The 18043-nt window shown below is 55.9% G+C and carries 17 protein-coding genes; 11 read left to right on the top strand and 6 right to left on the bottom strand.

Annotated features, from left to right (window positions below; translation table 11 throughout):
* The gene (locus METLA_RS0113120) at nucleotides 1–1122 is read left to right on the top strand and encodes a glycoside hydrolase family 5 protein (RefSeq protein ID WP_024298981.1); all 1122 of its coding nucleotides are present in this window, start codon (nucleotides 1–3) and stop codon (nucleotides 1120–1122) included.
* A gap of 6 nt (nucleotides 1123–1128) precedes the next feature.
* On the opposite strand, the gene METLA_RS0113115 is transcribed toward METLA_RS0113120, so the two are convergent.
* Nucleotides 1129–2160 (bottom strand): glycosyl transferase family protein, encoded by a 1032-nt coding sequence (locus METLA_RS0113115; RefSeq protein WP_024298980.1) that lies wholly within the window; start codon nucleotides 2158–2160, stop codon nucleotides 1129–1131.
* Nucleotides 2157–3044 carry a heme o synthase gene (cyoE, locus tag METLA_RS0113110; protein ID WP_024298979.1) on the bottom strand — a complete coding sequence of 296 codons (888 nt, stop codon included), beginning with the start codon at nucleotides 3042–3044 and terminating at the stop codon, nucleotides 2157–2159. Before cyoE ends, METLA_RS0113115 begins: the two co-directional genes overlap by 4 nt.
* 98 nt (nucleotides 3045–3142) lie before the next feature.
* Between cyoE and METLA_RS0113105 the strand changes: the two genes are divergently transcribed.
* The 5 genes from METLA_RS0113105 to METLA_RS0113080 all read left to right on the top strand — a co-directional run bounded on the left by METLA_RS0113105 (nucleotide 3143) and on the right by METLA_RS0113080 (nucleotide 7528).
* A complete protein-coding gene (locus tag METLA_RS0113105) occupies nucleotides 3143–4495 on the top strand; it encodes a M16 family metallopeptidase (protein ID WP_024298978.1) in 1353 nt (450 codons plus the stop codon).
* Nucleotides 4495–5811: a M16 family metallopeptidase gene (locus tag METLA_RS0113100; protein WP_024298977.1), complete on the top strand. Its 1317-nt coding sequence runs from the start codon at nucleotides 4495–4497 to the stop codon at nucleotides 5809–5811. Before METLA_RS0113105 ends, METLA_RS0113100 begins: the two co-directional genes overlap by 1 nt.
* Nucleotides 5801–6364: a 16S rRNA (guanine(966)-N(2))-methyltransferase RsmD gene (rsmD, locus tag METLA_RS0113095; RefSeq protein WP_024298976.1), complete on the top strand. Its 564-nt coding sequence runs from the start codon at nucleotides 5801–5803 to the stop codon at nucleotides 6362–6364. The genes METLA_RS0113100 and rsmD overlap by 11 nt, the downstream gene beginning before the upstream one ends.
* A 421-nt stretch (nucleotides 6365–6785) precedes the next feature.
* A complete protein-coding gene (gene coaD / locus METLA_RS0113085) occupies nucleotides 6786–7265 on the top strand; it encodes a pantetheine-phosphate adenylyltransferase (RefSeq protein ID WP_024298975.1) in 480 nt (159 codons plus the stop codon).
* Nucleotides 7266–7279: 14 nt separating this feature from the next.
* Nucleotides 7280–7528 carry a YfhL family 4Fe-4S dicluster ferredoxin gene (locus tag METLA_RS0113080; RefSeq protein ID WP_024298974.1) on the top strand — a complete coding sequence of 83 codons (249 nt, stop codon included), beginning with the start codon at nucleotides 7280–7282 and terminating at the stop codon, nucleotides 7526–7528.
* A 97-nt stretch (nucleotides 7529–7625) separates the two neighbouring features.
* Here METLA_RS0113080 and METLA_RS0113075 read toward each other — a convergent pair whose 3' ends face one another.
* From METLA_RS0113075 to METLA_RS0113060, 4 genes are all read right to left on the bottom strand, one after another.
* Nucleotides 7626–8210: a Uma2 family endonuclease gene (locus tag METLA_RS0113075; protein WP_024298973.1), complete on the bottom strand. Its 585-nt coding sequence runs from the start codon at nucleotides 8208–8210 to the stop codon at nucleotides 7626–7628.
* A 101-nt stretch (nucleotides 8211–8311) separates the two neighbouring features.
* Entirely contained in the window at nucleotides 8312–9094 is a 783-nt protein-coding gene (locus METLA_RS0113070; protein ID WP_024298972.1) for a hydroxypyruvate isomerase family protein, read from the bottom strand.
* Nucleotides 9094–9972: an NAD(P)-dependent oxidoreductase gene (locus tag METLA_RS0113065; protein ID WP_024298971.1), complete on the bottom strand. Its 879-nt coding sequence runs from the start codon at nucleotides 9970–9972 to the stop codon at nucleotides 9094–9096. Before METLA_RS0113065 ends, METLA_RS0113070 begins: the two co-directional genes overlap by 1 nt.
* Before the next feature lie 70 nt (nucleotides 9973–10042).
* Complete coding sequence (locus METLA_RS0113060) at nucleotides 10043–10408, bottom strand: Hpt domain-containing protein (protein WP_024298970.1); 366 nt, start codon at nucleotides 10406–10408, stop codon at nucleotides 10043–10045.
* Between the two features lie 98 nt (nucleotides 10409–10506).
* Between METLA_RS0113060 and glnE the strand changes: the two genes are divergently transcribed.
* From glnE to METLA_RS0113035, 5 genes are all read left to right on the top strand, one after another.
* Complete coding sequence (gene glnE, locus METLA_RS0113055) at nucleotides 10507–13359, top strand: bifunctional [glutamate--ammonia ligase]-adenylyl-L-tyrosine phosphorylase/[glutamate--ammonia-ligase] adenylyltransferase (protein ID WP_024298969.1); 2853 nt, start codon at nucleotides 10507–10509, stop codon at nucleotides 13357–13359.
* A gap of 1063 nt (nucleotides 13360–14422) precedes the next feature.
* Complete coding sequence (locus METLA_RS0113050; protein ID WP_036281732.1) at nucleotides 14423–15274, top strand: hypothetical protein; 852 nt, start codon at nucleotides 14423–14425, stop codon at nucleotides 15272–15274.
* A gap of 322 nt (nucleotides 15275–15596) precedes the next feature.
* The gene (locus METLA_RS0113045) at nucleotides 15597–16850 is read left to right on the top strand and encodes a hypothetical protein (RefSeq protein WP_024298967.1); all 1254 of its coding nucleotides are present in this window, start codon (nucleotides 15597–15599) and stop codon (nucleotides 16848–16850) included.
* An 84-nt stretch (nucleotides 16851–16934) separates the two neighbouring features.
* Nucleotides 16935–17399 carry a hypothetical protein gene (locus tag METLA_RS0113040; protein WP_024298966.1) on the top strand — a complete coding sequence of 155 codons (465 nt, stop codon included), beginning with the start codon at nucleotides 16935–16937 and terminating at the stop codon, nucleotides 17397–17399.
* Nucleotides 17400–17479: 80 nt separating this feature from the next.
* A complete protein-coding gene (locus tag METLA_RS0113035) occupies nucleotides 17480–18019 on the top strand; it encodes a TlpA family protein disulfide reductase (RefSeq protein WP_024298965.1) in 540 nt (179 codons plus the stop codon).
* The last annotated feature ends 24 nt before the right edge of the window (nucleotides 18020–18043 follow it).

Below are 18043 nucleotides of genomic sequence, written 5' to 3'. Positions count from 1 at the left end.
ATGACCTCTTTGAACGAACGTAACGAAGGCAAAAAACTGCGCGGGGTGAACCTCGGCGGCTGGCTGGTGCTCGAAAAATGGATCACGCCGAGCCTGTTCGAAGGGCTCGCCGCGACCGACGAGACCTCCTATTGCACCGAACTCGGCGAACGCGCGGATGCCTTGCTGAAGCAGCATTGGAATGCCTTTATCACCGAAGACGATTTCGCCTGGCTGGCAAAAGCCGGTATCAATGCGGTCAGGATTCCGGTCGGGCATTGGTTGTTCGGGCCGGGCTATCCTTACCACCGCGCCTATGGCGCATCGACGCAGCCTTTTGTCGTCGGCGGCCTCGACATTCTCGACCGCGCTTTCGACTGGGCGGAAACCTATGGCTTGCAGGTCGTGCTCGATCTGCATGCGGCGCCCGGCTGCCAGAACGGTTTCGACAACGGCGGCATCATGAATGTCTGCGAATGGCACACGAAACCGGAATATGTCGAGTATTCGCTGGATGTGCTCGAAAGACTGGCCGAACGTTACCACGGGCGCCGCGTTTTACATGCGATCGAGGTGCTGAACGAGCCGCGCTGGGACATTCCGACCGACTTTCTGAAACGCTACAATCAGGCCGGCTACGCACGCATCCGCAAGCATTGCAGGCCCGAAGATGTCGCGGTGGTCTTTCATGACGGCTTCCGCACGTTCCGCGAATACACCGGGTTTATGAATGAACCCGATTTTCGCAATGTCGTCCTCGATATCCACCGCTATCAATGCTTCGACCGTAACGACATCGACATGGACATTTACGGCCACATCCAAAAGTCCGCGATGCATTGGAAACAGGAGGCCGACGAGATCATTCAGGAGCTGCGGCAGCCCATCTATGTCGGCGAATGGAGCCTCGGGCTCAATCTAAAGATGGTTTCGCTGTGGGCGGAAGGTCCTTTCAACTACGCCCTCGAAAAGATGGACCGCTTCCAGATGGATGTCGGTTACCGCGCCTACGCCGACGCGCAACTGATCACCTTCGAAAAATACCTCGGCTGGTTTTTCTGGAACTATAAAACCGAAACCACGCCGGAGTGGTGTTTTCGCGATTGCGTTGAAAGAGGCTGGCTGCCGGCCCGATTCGATTGATGTCTATCAGGCGCTTGCCTTCGAAAATCTGCCCTTGTCGCGGTGGTGCCAATAAGCCGTCGCCAGTTGCTGGGCGGCTTCCTGGCTATCGGCCTTGCCGAGCAGCTTCAGCGCGACCGCGGCCGTGCCGATCACCGACGCTTCGGCGAATTCGTCGATCGTTTCGCCGCGCCAGACTTTAGCCAATTGGCCGGCGTCCAGTGCTTCCGGTTTGACATGGCGCTTCGCAAACAAGGCCGGCCAGTCTTCGTCGGAGAGTTCGCCGTGATGCACGCTTTGCACCAGGCAATCCATGTCCGGGTTGCGTTCGGTTTCGCCGCCTTCGCCTTTCAGCACCGCCGCATGCGGCTGCTTTAACAGCTGCGCGGCGAGTTGATGCACCGGCCGGTAGCCGGGGTGGAAGATGCCCTGGATGCTGTAGTCGGCGTTGAACGGGTTCAACAGGCGCACCAGGGTATGCACCGGCGAGCGCAGGCCCAGGATAGGGCGCAATCCGATGATCTCGTGCAGTTTCGGGCAAAAATGCTCCAGCGACAGATAGCTGAACGAGCGCTCCTGGAGTTGCTGCTTTGCCTCGGCAATCGAGGTCGCCGCGGACAGCCCCAGAAATCCGAGCATGTCTTCGGTGTAAAGCCGCCCGGCGGCAGGCCCTTTCGCGCCGTGCATCAGCACCCTGACGCCATTTTCGGCGAGCAGGAGCGCCGACAGCAAATACCAGGGTAGATGCCGGCGTTTGCCGGCGTAGGTCGACCAGTCCAGGTCGGCCAGGTCTTGTCTATCGCCGGCGGCAAACGATTCGCGCGCGGCCTGTACGAAACCTGCCAGTTCTTCCGGCGTTTCCTCCTTCACCCGCATCAGCATCAAAAACGCGCCCAACTGGATCGGCAGCACTTCGTCCGCCAGGATCATCCGCATCGCCTGATAGGCTTCTTCCTGGGTCAACGGGCGCGAGCCGTGTTTGCCCTTGCCGAGAATCCGGATGAATTCTGCAAACGGATGCTCGAGTTCGGAAGTTTGTAAATGGTGAGAGAAATTCATGGTCTTATCATCAGGTAATGATCGAGCAGCAGCGCCGCGAACAGCACCGTGAGATAAATGATCGAATAGGCGAAGGTCCGCATCGCGGTCTTGTTGTCCTTGCGCCGCATCATCAGGAGCGCGAAATAAATGAACACCAGCCCCAGCGGCACCGCCGCGGCGAGATAGATCAAGCCGGTCATGCCGGTCAGATAGGGCAGCACGGTCACGATCAGCAGCAGCAGCGTATAGAGCAGGATCTGCAGGCGCGTGAATTTGATGCCGTGCGTAACCGGCAGCATCGGGATGTTAACTTTCGCGTATTCCTCGCGCCGGGCGATCGCAAGCGCCCAGAAATGCGGAGGCGTCCAGACGAAGATGATCAGCATCAGCAGCAGCGCATAGGGATGCACCTCATTGGTCATCGCGGTCCAGCCGAGCAGCGGCGGGGTCGCGCCGAAGGCGCCGCCGATCACGATGTTTTGCGGGGTCATTCGTTTCAGGTAGACGGTATAGATGAACGCGTAGCCGAACAGAGACAGAAAGGTCAGCACGGCGGTCAACACGTTGACCTTCACGACCAACAGCACCATCGAGGCGACGCCGAGGATCGCGGCGAACGCGATCACCTGCGCGGCGTTCAACTCGCCTTTCGGCAACGGCCGGTTTTCGGTGCGGCGCATCTCCGCGTCGGCCTTGCGGTCGATAAACTGATTGATCGCGGCGGCCGAGGCAGAGGCCAAGGCAATGCCGGTAATGCTGTAAGCGAGCGTGTCGAGCGGCGGCATGCCGGGCACCGCCAGCAGCATGCCGACGATCGCGGTGAACAGCATTTCGAGGACCACATTCGGCTTACACAGGGTCAGATATTTTTTCCAGGCCAGGGCCGGAGAGAGGCTCGTCATCGTAAATCACACCAACGTACACAATTCTTATAGAATACAGTGAACGCTAGCCGATTGAAATAGTCGGAGGCGCTAACATTGGTCAACAAGAGGGAGTCATGAAAAAGCGATTATTTTGTGCAATAGTGCTTGGCCTGCCGGTTTATGCCGCCGCGACGGAACCGAAAGTAGCGGAACATCAACTGAAAAACGGCCTGAAAGTTTTGGTCCAGGAGGATCACCGCTCGCCGGTCGTGGTCTCGCAGGTCTGGTACAAGGTCGGTTCTAGCTATGAGCCGGGCGGCATCACCGGCATTTCGCACATGCTCGAACACATGATGTTTAAAGGCACCGACAAGCATAAGCCGGGCGAATTTTCCAGGATCATCGCCGAAAACGGCGGCGATGAAAACGCATTTACCGGCACCGATTACACCGCTTATTTTCAGACGATGAATGCGTCGAGGCTGGCGGTCAGTTTCGAGCTCGAAGCGGACCGGATGCGGCATCTGCATCTGTTACCCGACGAATTGAAAAAGGAACTGGAAGTCGTGACCGAGGAACGCCGGATGCGCACCGAAGACAATCCGCAGGCGAAGGTCGGCGAGTATTTCTCGGCGACCGCCTACACGAACAGCCCTTATCAGCATCCGGTGATCGGCTGGCCGTCGGATATTGCAAACTACAAGGTCGAAGATTTAGAGGCTTGGTACCAGCGCTGGTATGCGCCGAACAATGCGACATTGGTCGTGGTCGGCGATGTAAAGACCGATGAAGTCTTCGCGCTGGCCGAGAAATATTTCGCCGAACTGAAACCGAGCGAGATCAAGCCGATCAAGCCGCAAACCGAGATGCCGCAAGTCGGCGTGCGCCGGATTGTCGTGAAGGCGCCGGCCAAACTGCCGTATCTGACGATGGGCTACAAGGTGCCGTCGCTCAAGTCCGCGGAGCAGGAAGCGGAAGCCTATGCCCTGGAAGTGCTGGCCGGCGTCCTGGACGGCGGCAATAGCGCGCGGCTGTCTTCGCGTCTGGTGCGCGGCAAGCAGATCGCGGTCGGCGCCGGCGCGGGTTATAGTCTGACCTCGAAGCTGTCTTCCTTGTTCGAACTCGAAGGCACGCCGGCGGACGGCAAAAAAGTCGCGGACCTCGAGGCGGCATTCAAGAAGGAGATCGAGGATCTGCAAAAAAACCTGATCAGCAAGGAAGAACTGCAACGGATCAAGGCGCAGGTATTGGCGAATCAGGTCTATCAGCGCGATTCGAATTTCTACCAGGCGATGCAACTCGGCATGTTCGAAACGGTCGGTCTCGGCTGGCCAAGGGTCGATGAATACGTGAAGAAGATCAATCTGGTGACCGCAGAGCAGGTGCGCGATGTCGCGAAAAAATATCTGATCGAGGATCATCTGACCGTCGCCGTTCTCGATCCGCAACCGATTAACGAAAAAGCCGTCAACAAGGGAGACAAGTAATGCGTAGAAGTGTGTTGGGATTATTTTTGTTCGCGCTCAGTCAGGCCGTCTGGGCCTCGGTCAACATCGAGCATTGGCAGACGGCAGAGGGTTCCCGGGTCTTTTTCGTGCATGCGGGCAGTTTGCCGATCGCGGACATTGTGGTCGCTTTCGATGCGGGCAGTGCGCGCGACGGTAAGCGGGCAGGGCTTGCGGCGCTGACGACGGGTTTGCTGGAAGAAGGCGCAGGAACGTGGAATGCGGATCAGATCGCCGAGCGTTTCGAAAGCGTCGGCGCGAATTTCGGCGCGAGCATTTCGAGCGACATGGCCAGCGTCACGCTGCGCACGCTGACCGACAAGCCGCTGTTCGACAAGGCGCTCGACACGATGCATGTGATCTTGACTCAGCCCGCGTTCAGGGAGGCCGACTTTCAGCGCGAGAAGAAACGGACGCTGGCCGGCCTGAAACAGCGCGAGGAATCGCCCGGCGATCTGGCCGACATCGCCTTCTCGAAGGCGCTTTACGGCGATCACCCTTACGGGCATCCGGACAGCGGCCTGATCGAAACGGTCAGCCCGCTCAAAGCGAGCGACCTCCGCGCCTTTTACCGCCAGTATTACGTGGCCGCGAATGCGGTGGTCGTGATCGTCGGCGACTTGAGCAAGGAGCAGGCCGAGCAGACGGTCACGACCTTGTTGAAGGATTTGCCGACAGGGCAAAAGCCCGCGCCGCTGGCTGATGTCGTGATGCCGGCCAAGGCCAGCACTCAGAATATCAAGTTTCCTTCCGCGCAGACGCATGTATTGGTCGGCATGCCCGGCATCGAGCGCAAGGATCCGGATTTTTTCAGCCTCTATGTCGGCAATCACATCCTCGGCGGCAGCGGGCTGGTGTCGAAACTGTTCGATGAAATCCGCGAGAAACGCGGCCTTGCCTACAGCGCTTCCAGCGCGTTCAGTCCGATGCGCAAAAAAGGGCCTTTCGTGCTCGGTTTGCAAACGCGCAACGACCAGACCGGCGAGGCGTTGAAGGTGCTGAATCAGACCCTGGCCGATTTTATCGCCAAAGGCCCGACCGAAGCGGAGCTGACCGCGGCGAAGAAAAACATCACCGGCGGTTTTCCGATGCGTTTCGATACGAACAAGAAACTTGCCAATTATGTCGCGATGATCGGTTTTTATGACATGCCGCTCGATTATCTGGACACCTTCACGCAGAAGGTTGAGGAAGTGACCGTGGCTTCGATCAGCGATGCGTTCAAGCGCCATATCAAGATCGATCTCTTGCAGACCGTGACGGTCGGCAACGACGAGAAAACGAACGGTGGCAAATAAAGTCCGGATCATCGGCGGCGAATGGCGCAGCCGCCTCTTGCATTTCGACGATGCGCCGGGGCTTCGGCCGACGCCCGCGCGCGTCCGCGAAACCCTGTTTAATTGGCTGCAATACGATGTGGCCGGCTGCCGCTGCCTGGATTTATACGCGGGCAGCGGCGCGTTGGGTTTCGAGGCCGCCTCGCGCGGCGCGAAGGAAGTCGTGCAGGTCGAAAGCGATGCGAAGGCCTGTAAAAATCTGCGCGCAAATGCGGCCGTGTTGGGCGGCGGTAAAAACCGCATCATCGAGAGCGAGGTGGAACGGTTTTTAGCCGGGCGCCCGGAGCCCTTCGATCTGATATTCCTGGACCCGCCCTTCGCGAAAAATCTGGCGCTAAAAACCTGCCTGTTGCTGGAGCGGCACGGCTGGCTGGCCGGCCATGCGCTTATCTATGTCGAAACCGAAGTCGGCCTCGAATTGGAAGGGCTACCGGACAACTGGCAACTGTTGAAGCATAAAACGGCGGGCGAGGTGGCTTACCGCTTGTTCGCCAGAACATCAATATTAGACTAGACAAAATCCTCTTCCCGCAGGAGAGGGCGGCAATGCCATTAAGTTAAGCTTCGCTCCTTCTCCCTCCGGGAGAAGGCTGGGATGAGGGGATCAAAATAAAGTATTTTTCCTTATTTTTGATCCTCCTCACCCCAACCCTCTCCAACAGGAGAGGGAGCTTCCTTCTTAACTTAACAGACATGAGGTTGCTTTCCTCACCCCGCAAAATAAAAATCATCCGTGGGAGCGACGCCTACGTCGCGACTTGAGGCTTTAATCGCGACGTAGGCGTCGCTCCCACCACTCACCTATCGATTTTCACGGTAACGGCATTTGGAGGGCAGGGTGAGGGTGATCAAGTGGCATCCTTTCCTTGCAGCCCCCAATTCCTTTATGCGGCGTCTTGGGTTAAAATCGCCGCTTTTAAAAATCCCCCGAGTCCATGAAAATCACCGCGATTTACCCCGGCACCTTCGACCCGATCACCCGTGGGCATCTGGATCTGATTGCCAGGGCGTCCCGCCTGTATGACAAGGTCATCGTCGCGGTCGCGCTGAACAAAGGCAAGACGCCGTTGTTTACGATGGCAGAGCGCGTCGAGCTGGCCGCGGCGGTCACGACCGAATTTCCCAATGTCGAGGTCAGCGGCTTCGATACCCTGCTGGTCGAATTCGCGAGGAAGCAGGGCGCCCATGTGATAATACGCGGCCTGCGCGCGGTATCGGACTTCGAATACGAGTTTCAACTGGCCGGCATGAACCGCCGTTTGGCGCCCGAGCTCGAAACGGTGTTTTTAACCCCGGCCGAGCAATATGAATTTATTTCATCGAGCATGATCAGAGAGATAGCACAACTGAAAGGAGACGTAGCGAGCTTCGTTCCCGACCTTGTGCATCAGCGTTTAATCGAAAAATTTAGTTAGGAGAGTAGTACCGCATGGCCCTTAAAATCGACGACGAATGCATCAATTGCGATGTCTGCGAGCCGGAATGCCCGAACGGCGCCATATCCCAAGGCGAAGAGTTTTACGTGATCGATCCCGCATTGTGCACCGAATGCGTCGGCCATTATGACGAGCCGCAATGCATGGCGGTGTGCCCGGTCGACTGTATCGACAGGGATCCCGAGTATCCCGAGGACAAGGAATCGTTGTATCAGAAATATCTGAAATTAACGACGGCTTGAGAAGCAAGTAGCTCCGATTAGCGTAGCGAAATCGGAGGAATATTGCCATTTTTACATGCGTGCGATTACGCTACGTTAATCGCACGGTCCTGAACGTTCACTCCCCACTTGGGGGTTTTGCCTCCGGCGCCCACAAATCATCCAATTGCAAAACCACTTCGGCGAACGGCGCTGCCCGCACCGCGTCGTCATCTTTCCATGTGCCTTCGAGCAGCCAATGGCCGTTGGACAAACTGTAAACTTCCAGCGTGCGGATATCGGGATCGAGCAGCCAGAGCCAGTTGATCTCATGCGCGGCATAAAGGGGCATTTTGACCGCACGGTCGATGCGTGCGGTACCGGGTGACAGCACTTCACAGACCCAGTCGGGGGCGAGGCTGAAATAGGCCGCGTCGGGCAGCGTCGGCATGCGTTCCCGCCGCCAGCCGGCGAGGTCGGGAACCAGAATATGCGGTCCCAAATGCAGTTCCGGCTCGTCCATGATCCACCAGCCGCCGGGACCGCCGCGTCCGTATTGAAACGGATCTCCGAATTTCATGCCCAGGCCGGAACCCGCCAAAGCATGCTTGGGCGCCGGCCGGGGTTGGGTGATCAGTTGGCCGTGGATAATTTCACCGATCAGATGGTCGGGCAAATCGAAGAGGTCTTCGTAGGTCGCGAAGCGTTGTGCGGGCTGGTTCATGGTCTGCCTCGAATGACGATGCGGTATCGATGAATTTATCTTAACGCGTTCGTTCCGTTTAAGATAGCCATGTAGAATGCATCGCGTACCTTTTTTGGGGATTACCGATGATCGTAATGATTCAACCAGCCAAGAGTTGTCGAAGTTGCCCCGCTTGGCTTGTATTCGGCCCCGGTCCAGCCATCATAGCCTGATTGGTCGATCGCCGAAAATAGCGCAGCCCAATCGGCATGGCCGGTGCCGGGCTGTCCGCGTCCCGGACAGTCGGCAAACTGGATATGGCCGATACGCTTTGCATGCTCTGCGATAAACGCGGCGGGATTTTCGCCCATCCTGAGCATGTGGTAGATGTCGTATTGCAGGAATATATCCCTTCGTTTCAGTTCGTCCAGAACCGCCAGCATCTTCGCGCCGGTATCGATGATGAAGCCCGGCATATCGAGGCTGTTGATCGCCTCGAACACGGTCTTGACGCCCAAAGGCGAGAAGGCGTCGGCGGCCAGGCAAAGATTCTGTTTGAAGGTGCTCAGATAGTCGGCGTAGCGCGCCGGATCGAGACAGCGGCCGGGCAATACATTGATGGCGGCCGGCCGCAACTCCTTCGCATAGTCGACAGCCAGCGCCAATGCTTCCCGGAACTGATCCTGTTTTTCCGGCACGCAGGCTAGCCCTTCGCCGCCCTGCAACAAATCATCGGCCGGCACGTTGAACAGGACCAGTTGCAGACCCTGTTCGGCCAGCTTGCGCTTAATCGTCTCCGCGCCGAGTTCGTAAGGAAACTGAATCTCGATGGCGTTAAAACCGTGTTCGCGCGCGGCCGCGAAACGGTCGATCAGCTCGACCTCGGTAAACAGCATGCTGAGGTTCGCAGTAAAACGCGGCATCAGTCTTTCCCGTAAAGTTTGATCAATGTGGCCGGGTCCTGCTCCAGATAACCTCGGCTGCCGTGCAGCTGCATCAATTGCGCGGCGAGGCCCGACATCGGCAGCGCATTGCCCAATTGTCTGGCCAGTTCGGTCGCCATCTGCAAATCCTTCAACAAGGTCTTCACGCGCCATTTGACCGGCTCGAAAAGTTCGAGCGCCATTTCGGGGCCGGCGATCTGCAAAGGCTTCGAGTCGGCAAAGCCGCCGGCCAGCGCTGCCGGGATTTTTTCCGCATCGACGCCGGCGGCTTTGGCCAGCGCGATCATTTCGGCGATCACCAGCATGTTGCAGCTGACGATCATCTGATTGCAGATTTTGGTGGTCTGGCCGCTGCCGACCGGGCCCATGTGGGTCAGTTGTTTGTATAACGGTTGCAGCACCCGGCGGGCGATGTCGATATGATCGGGGAGTCCTCCCGCCATGATCGCGAGAGTGCCCTGTTCGGCGCCGCCGACGCCGCCGGATACCGGCGCATCGACCCAGCCCATGCCGCAGTTTTCGTGCAGCGCGGCCGCAAAGGTGCGGGTCTGGTTCGGATCGATGCTGGACAGGTCGATCAGCAGTTTGTCCGGCGCGCCGTGATCGATGATGCCCTGCTGCAGCGCCCATTCGACCGCCTGGGTGTCGGCCAGACAGGTGATCACCACATCGGAGGCGCGCACCAGTTCGGCGATGCTCGCGCAGGCCTCTGCGCCAGCTGCGACGACAGCTTGCAGTTTTTCCGGGCTGCGGTTCCAGACGTGGACCCGAAAGCCGTGCTGCAAAAGCCTCAGCGTCAGCGGCTTGCCCATCAGACCGATACCGATGAAGCCGAGGGTGGGATTAAATTCTGACATGATCGTATTCAGGAGGGTTGGGGGTGAAAGCGGTGAAGGCCGGGCTCAAGGCAGCAAAGCCGCTTCGAGTTTAAACAGTTTCCCTGGTTAACTCTTCCAGCAGCGTTTGCTGCTGGGCGGTGAATTCAAACGCGCATTGCTGAAGCTGAAACCAGTAGCGGCTGATCATCCCATAATTGTTGCTGACCAGACACTCTTCGAGGCTGTGCGCCTGTTTCCGGATGTTTTCGAGCCCGCAAAAACTCAGCGAGCCGTGCAGTTTATGGATGATTTGGCGGGCGAGATCGTATTGTTGACGATTCAGCGCATTCTGTATGCCGTCCAATTGCATCGGCAATTCTGCAAATAACTGCGAGAAAATCGTTAGCGCCAGCTGCCGGTCGTTACGGGTCTTGGTCAGAATCATCTGGAGGTAATCCGGGGCGTCGTCGTGCATGTCTCTTATTTTTTGCTAAGCGGTGGGCAACGCCCTACATGGAAACCTATTTTATGGGTATTATGTCCGGTTTCAAAGCTTACCGTATCGAATCGCCAATGCATCCCGTCGAATCCGCCTTGACTGTCCCGGCCGAATTACAAGAAATTCATGCCGCCAATCTGCAAAAAATGACCGAAAGGCTGGCCGAGCTGAACCTTGCGCTGCCGGGTTCGCCCGCGCTTGCGGAGTCTTTGCCGAGAGTCTGGTGCGGCAGCGCGTTTGTCGCCGAACAATGCGGCAAAAGCCCGGACCTGCTGATCGATCTGATCGACTCCGGTGATTTGACTCGCGTTTATCCGGCGAATTTTTACCCGGACCAGCTGAATGCGCTGGCCGTCGATTCCGAAAATGCCCTGATGTCAGAGCTTAGGAAATTCCGCCGCCGCGAAATGGTCCGCATCGCCTGGCGCGATCTAGCCGGCTGGGCAGACCTTCAGGAAACGCTGATGGATTTGTCGCAGCTTGCGGATGCCTGCATCCGCCATGCGCTCGATTTTCTCTACCGGCAGGCGACCGAAAAACGCGGGACGCCGGTATTCAGGGACGGACGCCCGATGCAAATCATCGTGCTCGGCATGGGCAAGCTCGGCGCCTATGAACTGAATTATTCGTCCGACATCGATCTGATCTTCGCGTTTCCGGAGGAAGGCGCGCTGCAGGACCGCAAAGAAACCAGCTACAGCGAATTTTTCACCCGCCTCTGCCAGAGTCTGGTCCGGGTGCTCGACGACATTACCGCCGACGGTTTCGTGTTCCGCACCGATATCCGGCTGCGGCCCTATGGCGACAGCGGCGCGGTGATCATGACCTTCGACGGCATGGAAAACTATTATCTGACCCAGGCCAGGGAATGGGAGCGCTATGCGATGATCAAGGCGCGCCAGGTCGCCGGCGACTTCGAAGCCGGCAAGCAACTGATGGCGATGCTGCAAGCCTTCGTGTACAGGCGCTATCTCGATTACGGCGCCTTCGAGGAACTGCGTTCGCTGAAACGGCAGATTACCCAGGAATTGAAGCGCAAGGACCGGATGGAAAACGTCAAGCTCGGCCCCGGCGGCATCCGCGAGATCGAGTTTATCGGCCAGGCCTTTCAGCTGATTCGCGGCGGCAAGGAAAAGTCGCTGCAAGTGCGGGGGATCATGGACGTGTTGAAACGCCTCGGCGAATTGAATCTCTTGACCGCCGAGGACGCCGAGCAGTTGCAGCAGTCCTATCGCTTCCTGCGCATCGTCGAAAATCACATCCAGCAATATCAGGACAAACAGACGCATGATCTGCCTGTCTCCTCCGAGGCGCGATCGGCGTTGGCTTTTTCGCTCGGCTTTGCCTGCTGGGATGACTTCAAGCGGGAACTGGACCGGGTCAGAAGCGCCGTGCACGAGGTGTTCGGCCAAGTCTTCTCATTGGGCAAACAGGAGAGCCCGCAGGAAGCCGGCCGGCTGGCCTGGAACGGCGACAACGATGACGCCGAACGGCTGAAAGCCTACGGTTTTGCCGATGTCGAGGCGACGCTCGAAAACCTCGAGGCTTTTAAGGATTCGGCGCCGGTGCGGCGGCTGACCGCGAAGGGCGCGGCCGTGCTGGACCGTCTGATGCCGCAGGTGATCGAGGCGATGCGGGAATTTGAGCGGCCCGACGAGGTGTTCAAGCGTGTATTGGATATTTTCACCGCGGTCGCCGGCAGGACGGTCTACCTGACCTTGCTGTCCGAAAATCCACAGGCCTTATCGCTGTTGCTGCGGCTGGCCGCGGCCAGTCCCTGGATCTGCCGCTATCTGGCGCAATACCCGGTGGTGTTCGATGAACTGATCGATGCCCGCTCGCTGTTCGCGCCGCTGAACAAAAAGGACCTGGCCGCGCAACTGGACTGGCTGTTGCATTCGACCGATGCCGAGGACCTGGAGCAGGTGATGATTCTGCTGCGCCAGTTCAAACAACAGCAGGTGCTGAAGGTCGTGGCGGCCGACCTGATGGGCGCGATCCCTTTGATGGTGGTCAGCGATTACCTGACCTATATCGCCGAAAGCATCGTCGAAAAAGTCGTCGAACGCGCCTGGCTGGCGCTCGTGCAAAAGCACGGCACTCCGCCCGGCTGCGACAGCATGCAGAGCGGTTTTGCGGTGATCGGTCTCGGCAAGTTCGGCGGCATTGAACTTGGCTACGGCTCCGATCTCGATCTGGTGTTCATTTACGACTGTGCTGACGACAATGCGTTAACCTCTGGCGACAAGCCGATTTCAACGGCCCAGTTTTACGGCCGGCTCGGCCTGCGCGTCCGGCACATCCTCGACACCAAGATGCTGTCCGGCGTGTTGTATGAAGTCGACATGCGCCTGCGCCCGAACGGCGACTCCGGCCTCCTGGTCTGTCATATCAACGGCTATGAGGACTATCAGAAAAATCAGGCCTGGACCTGGGAGCACCAGGCGTTGGTCCGGGGACGCTTCATCGCCGGCGACCCGAAATTGAAAGCCAAATACGAAGCCGTCCGTCATATGATCCTGAGCCTCCCGAGAGACGCCGAGGCGTTGAAAAAAGAAGTCAGAGACATGCGCGAAAAGATGCGCGCCTCGCTGGTCGAGAAGGAAAGCGGCAAGTTCGACCTGAAGCAAAGCAAGGGCGGCATCGCCGACATCGAGTTCATCGTGCAGTACGGCGTGCTGAGTCAGGCGGAAAAATTTCCGGCGCTGACGACTTATACCGACAATGTCAGACAGTTGGACGGGTTGGCCGAAGCGGGTTTTCTTTCCAAGGAAAATGCGAAAAACCTGAAAGCCGCTTATTGCGCCTATCGCGATTATGGTCATAAGCAAGTGCTTCAGGACGACCGTGCGGTGATAGAACCCTCCGAAGTGGCGGCGCTGAGTGCGCAGGTTGAGGCGTTGTGGGCAAGCATCATGGACGCGTAGTCGAGGGGAGGATGATTCCGCTGAGATAATTAAACATTGTTATCTGGCGCAGATAGTATGCGGCTCATCGCCTATCTCCACTGAATATGCTTGCGTGGCGTATCGCGCCGGGGGGTACTCAATAATGAAATGTGTGTCATTTGACCTGTTTCGCCGAGGCTGTCATGCGAAGTTTGCTTCCTGGGAGATATGGCACGCTAAGTGCTTATTTCTTTGTGATCCTACAAAAAATTTGGAGTATTACCGGCATCTAGCCTGGCCGGCGCCTCCGTCTCAGGATCAAATCGATTGAAAATTGCTTATTGACGTCACTCTCAGGATTGTTATGGCAATGTTTTCTCCTTCCTCAAGTTCTGTAGCTGCGGTCGTTTCGGTGCATTAAGCGAAATGACCTTATTCAATGTCTTCAACCCAGGGTCGCCGTGCAATGCGGCGATTTTGGGTTGTGTCGGCGGATTCTCTTGGTGTTCCCGCAAGGCCTCGGTTGTAAAAAATAGCAAGGAGATAGTCCGGTGGTTTAATTAAACTATGTTATTTGACGCATTTATTTCGCGTCATATCACGCATTTTGCTTGAAATACGCAAACAAGGGAGAGATGGCGCGGAAAAATAGTGCGATTTCCAGGCAATTGTGAGGAATCGATGTTGGCATTCTTCTGGGCGGGCTTGTTTTACGGGTGTCTGATTAGGCTTGAGAAGCACCAGATTTATTCGGTGTATGGATCGTAAGTGAGCGATAGATAAGGATTAATTAACAGAGGTGCGGCCAGGCATCCAATTTCCGCCGGTGGGGCGGATGACCATAACATAAAAACAGAACTCAATTTGTGGCACGGATCATGCTTAATGTTCATTCGGTAGATTTGACCATGAGCGTCGCGGGTTCGTCCTGGTCGACTGGCAGCGTAGGTCGCAAATCGCTTTGAGCCATCAAGCGGTAGTTCGGATAGGGTCAATTCGCCATGGCGTGATCAAAATCAATTGGTTAGTCCATCTCGAGAATGCCAATAGAATGCTCGCTACTCACTTAAAAACAATAAGATCGATATCCATTGGAAAGCTAATGAAAAACTCTAAGGCCTTGAAAAAAATAACTTTGTGTTCGCTGGCAACCGTTATTTCCGGAGCGGCGCAATTTGCTTACGCACATACGGTGATACAAAACTCCGTGACCACGGGCTCCACGACTTACAACAGCATCGTCATTGGGCACACTTGCGAATCCAAGGGTAAGAAAATTCCTGTCGTGGCGCAGAGTGTGTTATTTCCAACGGTCAGCCCAATCATCCTCAAGGGAGATCAGGTTTTTGACAGTACGCCGACCTTAACTCTTGGTGATGTTTTTGAGACGCCCGCCGTCATAGCTAAAGAGGCTCAAGGAACTCCAGGCACTCCAGGGTATAAACCGGCGGTTATCGCGAAAGCTGCGGTGCCTCTTGATAGTTTGGCGAATATCCCGCAATTGATTCAAAATAAGGACATTTTTAAGTTTCAGCGGGAAAAAACCGATGCAACCGGCAATGTGATCGGTTTCGAGGGCTTTAATGGCAAATTGGACCCGACATTGCACGGTCTGGTGCCTTTCAGAACATCAGGGTTGAATTTCAAGACGAGCTCGTGCGCCAAAAAAGTTTATATCAAGGTCGCAATCGCCGATATCTGCAAAATGTCTTTCCCGCCTCAAGAAGGCACGGCAAACCTCTGGATGCCTAATACTACAACAAAGTTTCCGAATGTGGTCGATGGCACCAGCGCAACCGCGTTTGCCGGATCGCCAGCGACTTTGACGGTAGAAAGGCCTCTTTCTACCAATCCGCTGCCGGAGGCCTGTGGCTCGGGGGATGATGTGTATATCTATCCTTCTAAAGCGGACATAGATGCCAATTTGCCAATCCAAAAGCGTTGGGGTAAATGATTTTTACCCAGGCGTGTTTTCAAGGAGCAATTGATGACTTCAGCTGAGAGGGTAGGTGTCTTCGAGCCTACGTTCCCGTATGCGCCGCTGGAATCCAGCAGCCAAGGGGGGCAAGCTTCGGATCCGGGATGCCGAGTCCGGCTCAATAGGTTCGGGGTTTGACTGTTGTAGCCGCCCAGGCGATTTTGCCGGGCGGCTTTGTCGTTTTGGCGGGCATGCGGGACGGCGTTGCATGTTATCATACCGCCTTATCGACGCTTTCGATCGAGAGTCAGGCTGCGCGCGAAACAATGCTTTGTTGAGAGTCCATTCAGGTGTATTTATGAAGAAAAAACGTTTAAATTACATTGTCTCGACGGCATTCGGGTTGTTTTTTCTCGATTATAGCAATAGCGTTCTGGCTCACACTCAGTCTGGATCGTTAGGCGAAAGCGCCAATGCCACCGATTTTTATGTGATTACCTGCGGCGAGGGCTCTGACCGGCTTGAAACGCAAGTGCGCAATATCACCGCTAAGGGGCCTCTAGTCAGCATTCAGGCGCACAGCGAGAATCTATCGTCGCATAGCACTGATCCTGTCAGTGGCGACACAGATTATGGTCCGGCCGTCCCGCTCAATGGCGGAGGAGGCGCTTATTATGTCACTGTCGATAAGGCTGGGGCCGGAGAAGCCGACTATAGCATGCAGTTTCATTGCATGAGCGGAATTACGCACACGGAGACTGCTTATCGAACGCTGCAGGATGATGGAGTGGCGTCGGTGTCGCCAGCTATCAAGCCTGAGCTGGTTCCGACCGTCATCAAGGATGAAGTACGGGTAGAGTCTGAAACCCTGAATGCGGTGGTTGTCGGGCAAGGATGTCGGGACCCCAAGGGAAAAGTTTTGCCAGTGATCGCCCAAAGCGTCTTATTTCCTACGGTCAACCCCAAAATATATAAGTCGGATGCGCCTCTAGGCGGGCCATCGTCTCTAACGCTTGGGGATATTTTGGGCACACCTGCCGAACTTGCCGAGCCCGAATCGGGCATTATCGGCACGCCGGGTTATCTGCCGGCGAAACCCCAGAAGTCGGCAGAACCGATTACGTCATTGGCCAATATCGTTCATCTGATTTCCAGTAATGATGTAATGAAACTTAGCCGGGAGAAAAAAGATGCTCTTGGCAACAGTATTGGTTTTGAAAGTTTCAAAGGAAAGCTGGATAGTTCTTTGCATGGAGTTGTGCCGTTTATGACTTCGGCGCTGCCCTTTAAAGCCGACTCATGCGCAAAGAGTCTGATAGTGAAAGTGGCGATTGCCGATATATGCAAAAAGAAGTTTCCACCCGTGCCCGGATCAGCTAATTTGTGGATGCCCAATACTACGGCTAAATTCCCGAATGCCGTGGATGGGACCAGTACGACCGCTTTCGGCGGCATACCGTCCACATTGACTTTTGTGCGCCCGATCACTGGGGATCCTGCAAAAGACCTGGACGAAACCGCCTGCGGCGGGCCGGGATATGATGTCTATGTCTACCCGTCCGAAGAAGATATCGATGCGAATTTACCGATCAAGAAATTTTGGGGGAAATGACTATCAAGCCATCCTCAAGCCTGAATGATCGGCGCATATCCGTAGTCCCTGAATTTAAATTTTTGAAAGTACGGCGGTACCATTATGAAAAAACCGACCTTAAAGTCTGTGTCCGGTGTAGGGTTATTTTTAACCGCATGCGGGTATACCTGCCTTGCCTGGGCCGATAGTCAAGTCGGGGCATTAGGAGCAGATCCGGGCGCCATCGACCGCTATCTGGTGACCTGTAGTGCCAACGGCTCGGGAGAGACGGGGCGTTTAGAGGTCCGTATCCGTACGATTTCAAACTCGAGTCCGCTGGTCAGTGTACAGGCGTATCAGGCGCCTACGGCAACGTCACCGGGCACCGCATCGAATACGACAGATCCGGTGGGCGGAGACGGGTCTGAAAGCGCTCCGGCCTATATCCCTGGTGTTGACGGTGATTTCTATGTCACCGTCGACAAGTCGGGCTCTGAAGCGGCGGATTATGAGCTTAATTATCAATGCCAAACGGTCAATGGCAGTACGAGTACGGGGACGGCAATCAATTTGCTTCAGGATCAATGAGGCAGTATGGCATTCGCTAAATCGGGTACAATTCGCAAAAATTGACCGGACATTTTTTCCATAGCCACCTCTAACGCTCCATGAATGATTTACTTGCACGGGCGAAAATACCTGCCGCCCAAACCGTATTCAGTGCGATTCTGTCGCTTATTCCCGTTCAAGCCCTATTGGCGGTTGATGTGGGGCAGAAGGCGCCTGAATGCGCATTAAATGGGCTAAGTGATGGGCAAAGCTATGATGCCAAAGCGCTTCGCGGCAAGGTAGTCTATATAGATTTTTGGGCGTCATGGTGCGGCCCATGCGCAAAATCCTTTCCTTTCCTGGCCGAATTGTCTGGTGATCTCAAAGGCAAGGGGCTAGAAGTGATAGGCGTCAATTTGGATGAAAATCTAGAGGATGCTAAAACTTTTGTCAGCCAATTCCCGGTGAATTTCATGCTCGCCAAAGATTCCACGGAGCAGTGTGCGAGTGCCTACGATGTGAAAGCCATGCCGTCTTCTTACTTGATTGGGCGTGATGGTATCGTGCGCCATGTGCACATGGGTTTTCGCTCGGATGAGGGCGCGGAGCTGCGTAAAACAGTCGAAGCGTTATTAGCAGAGAAGCCGGCCGGCGGTTAACGAAATGTAGTTAAACAATTACAG

It is taken from the genome of Methylomicrobium lacus LW14, assembly GCF_000527095.1.
Classification (GTDB): Bacteria; Pseudomonadota; Gammaproteobacteria; order Methylococcales; family Methylomonadaceae; genus Methylomicrobium; species Methylomicrobium lacus.
The sequence above is the reverse complement of the archived record's forward strand: the minus strand, read 5'-3'. Positions and strand labels throughout refer to the sequence as shown.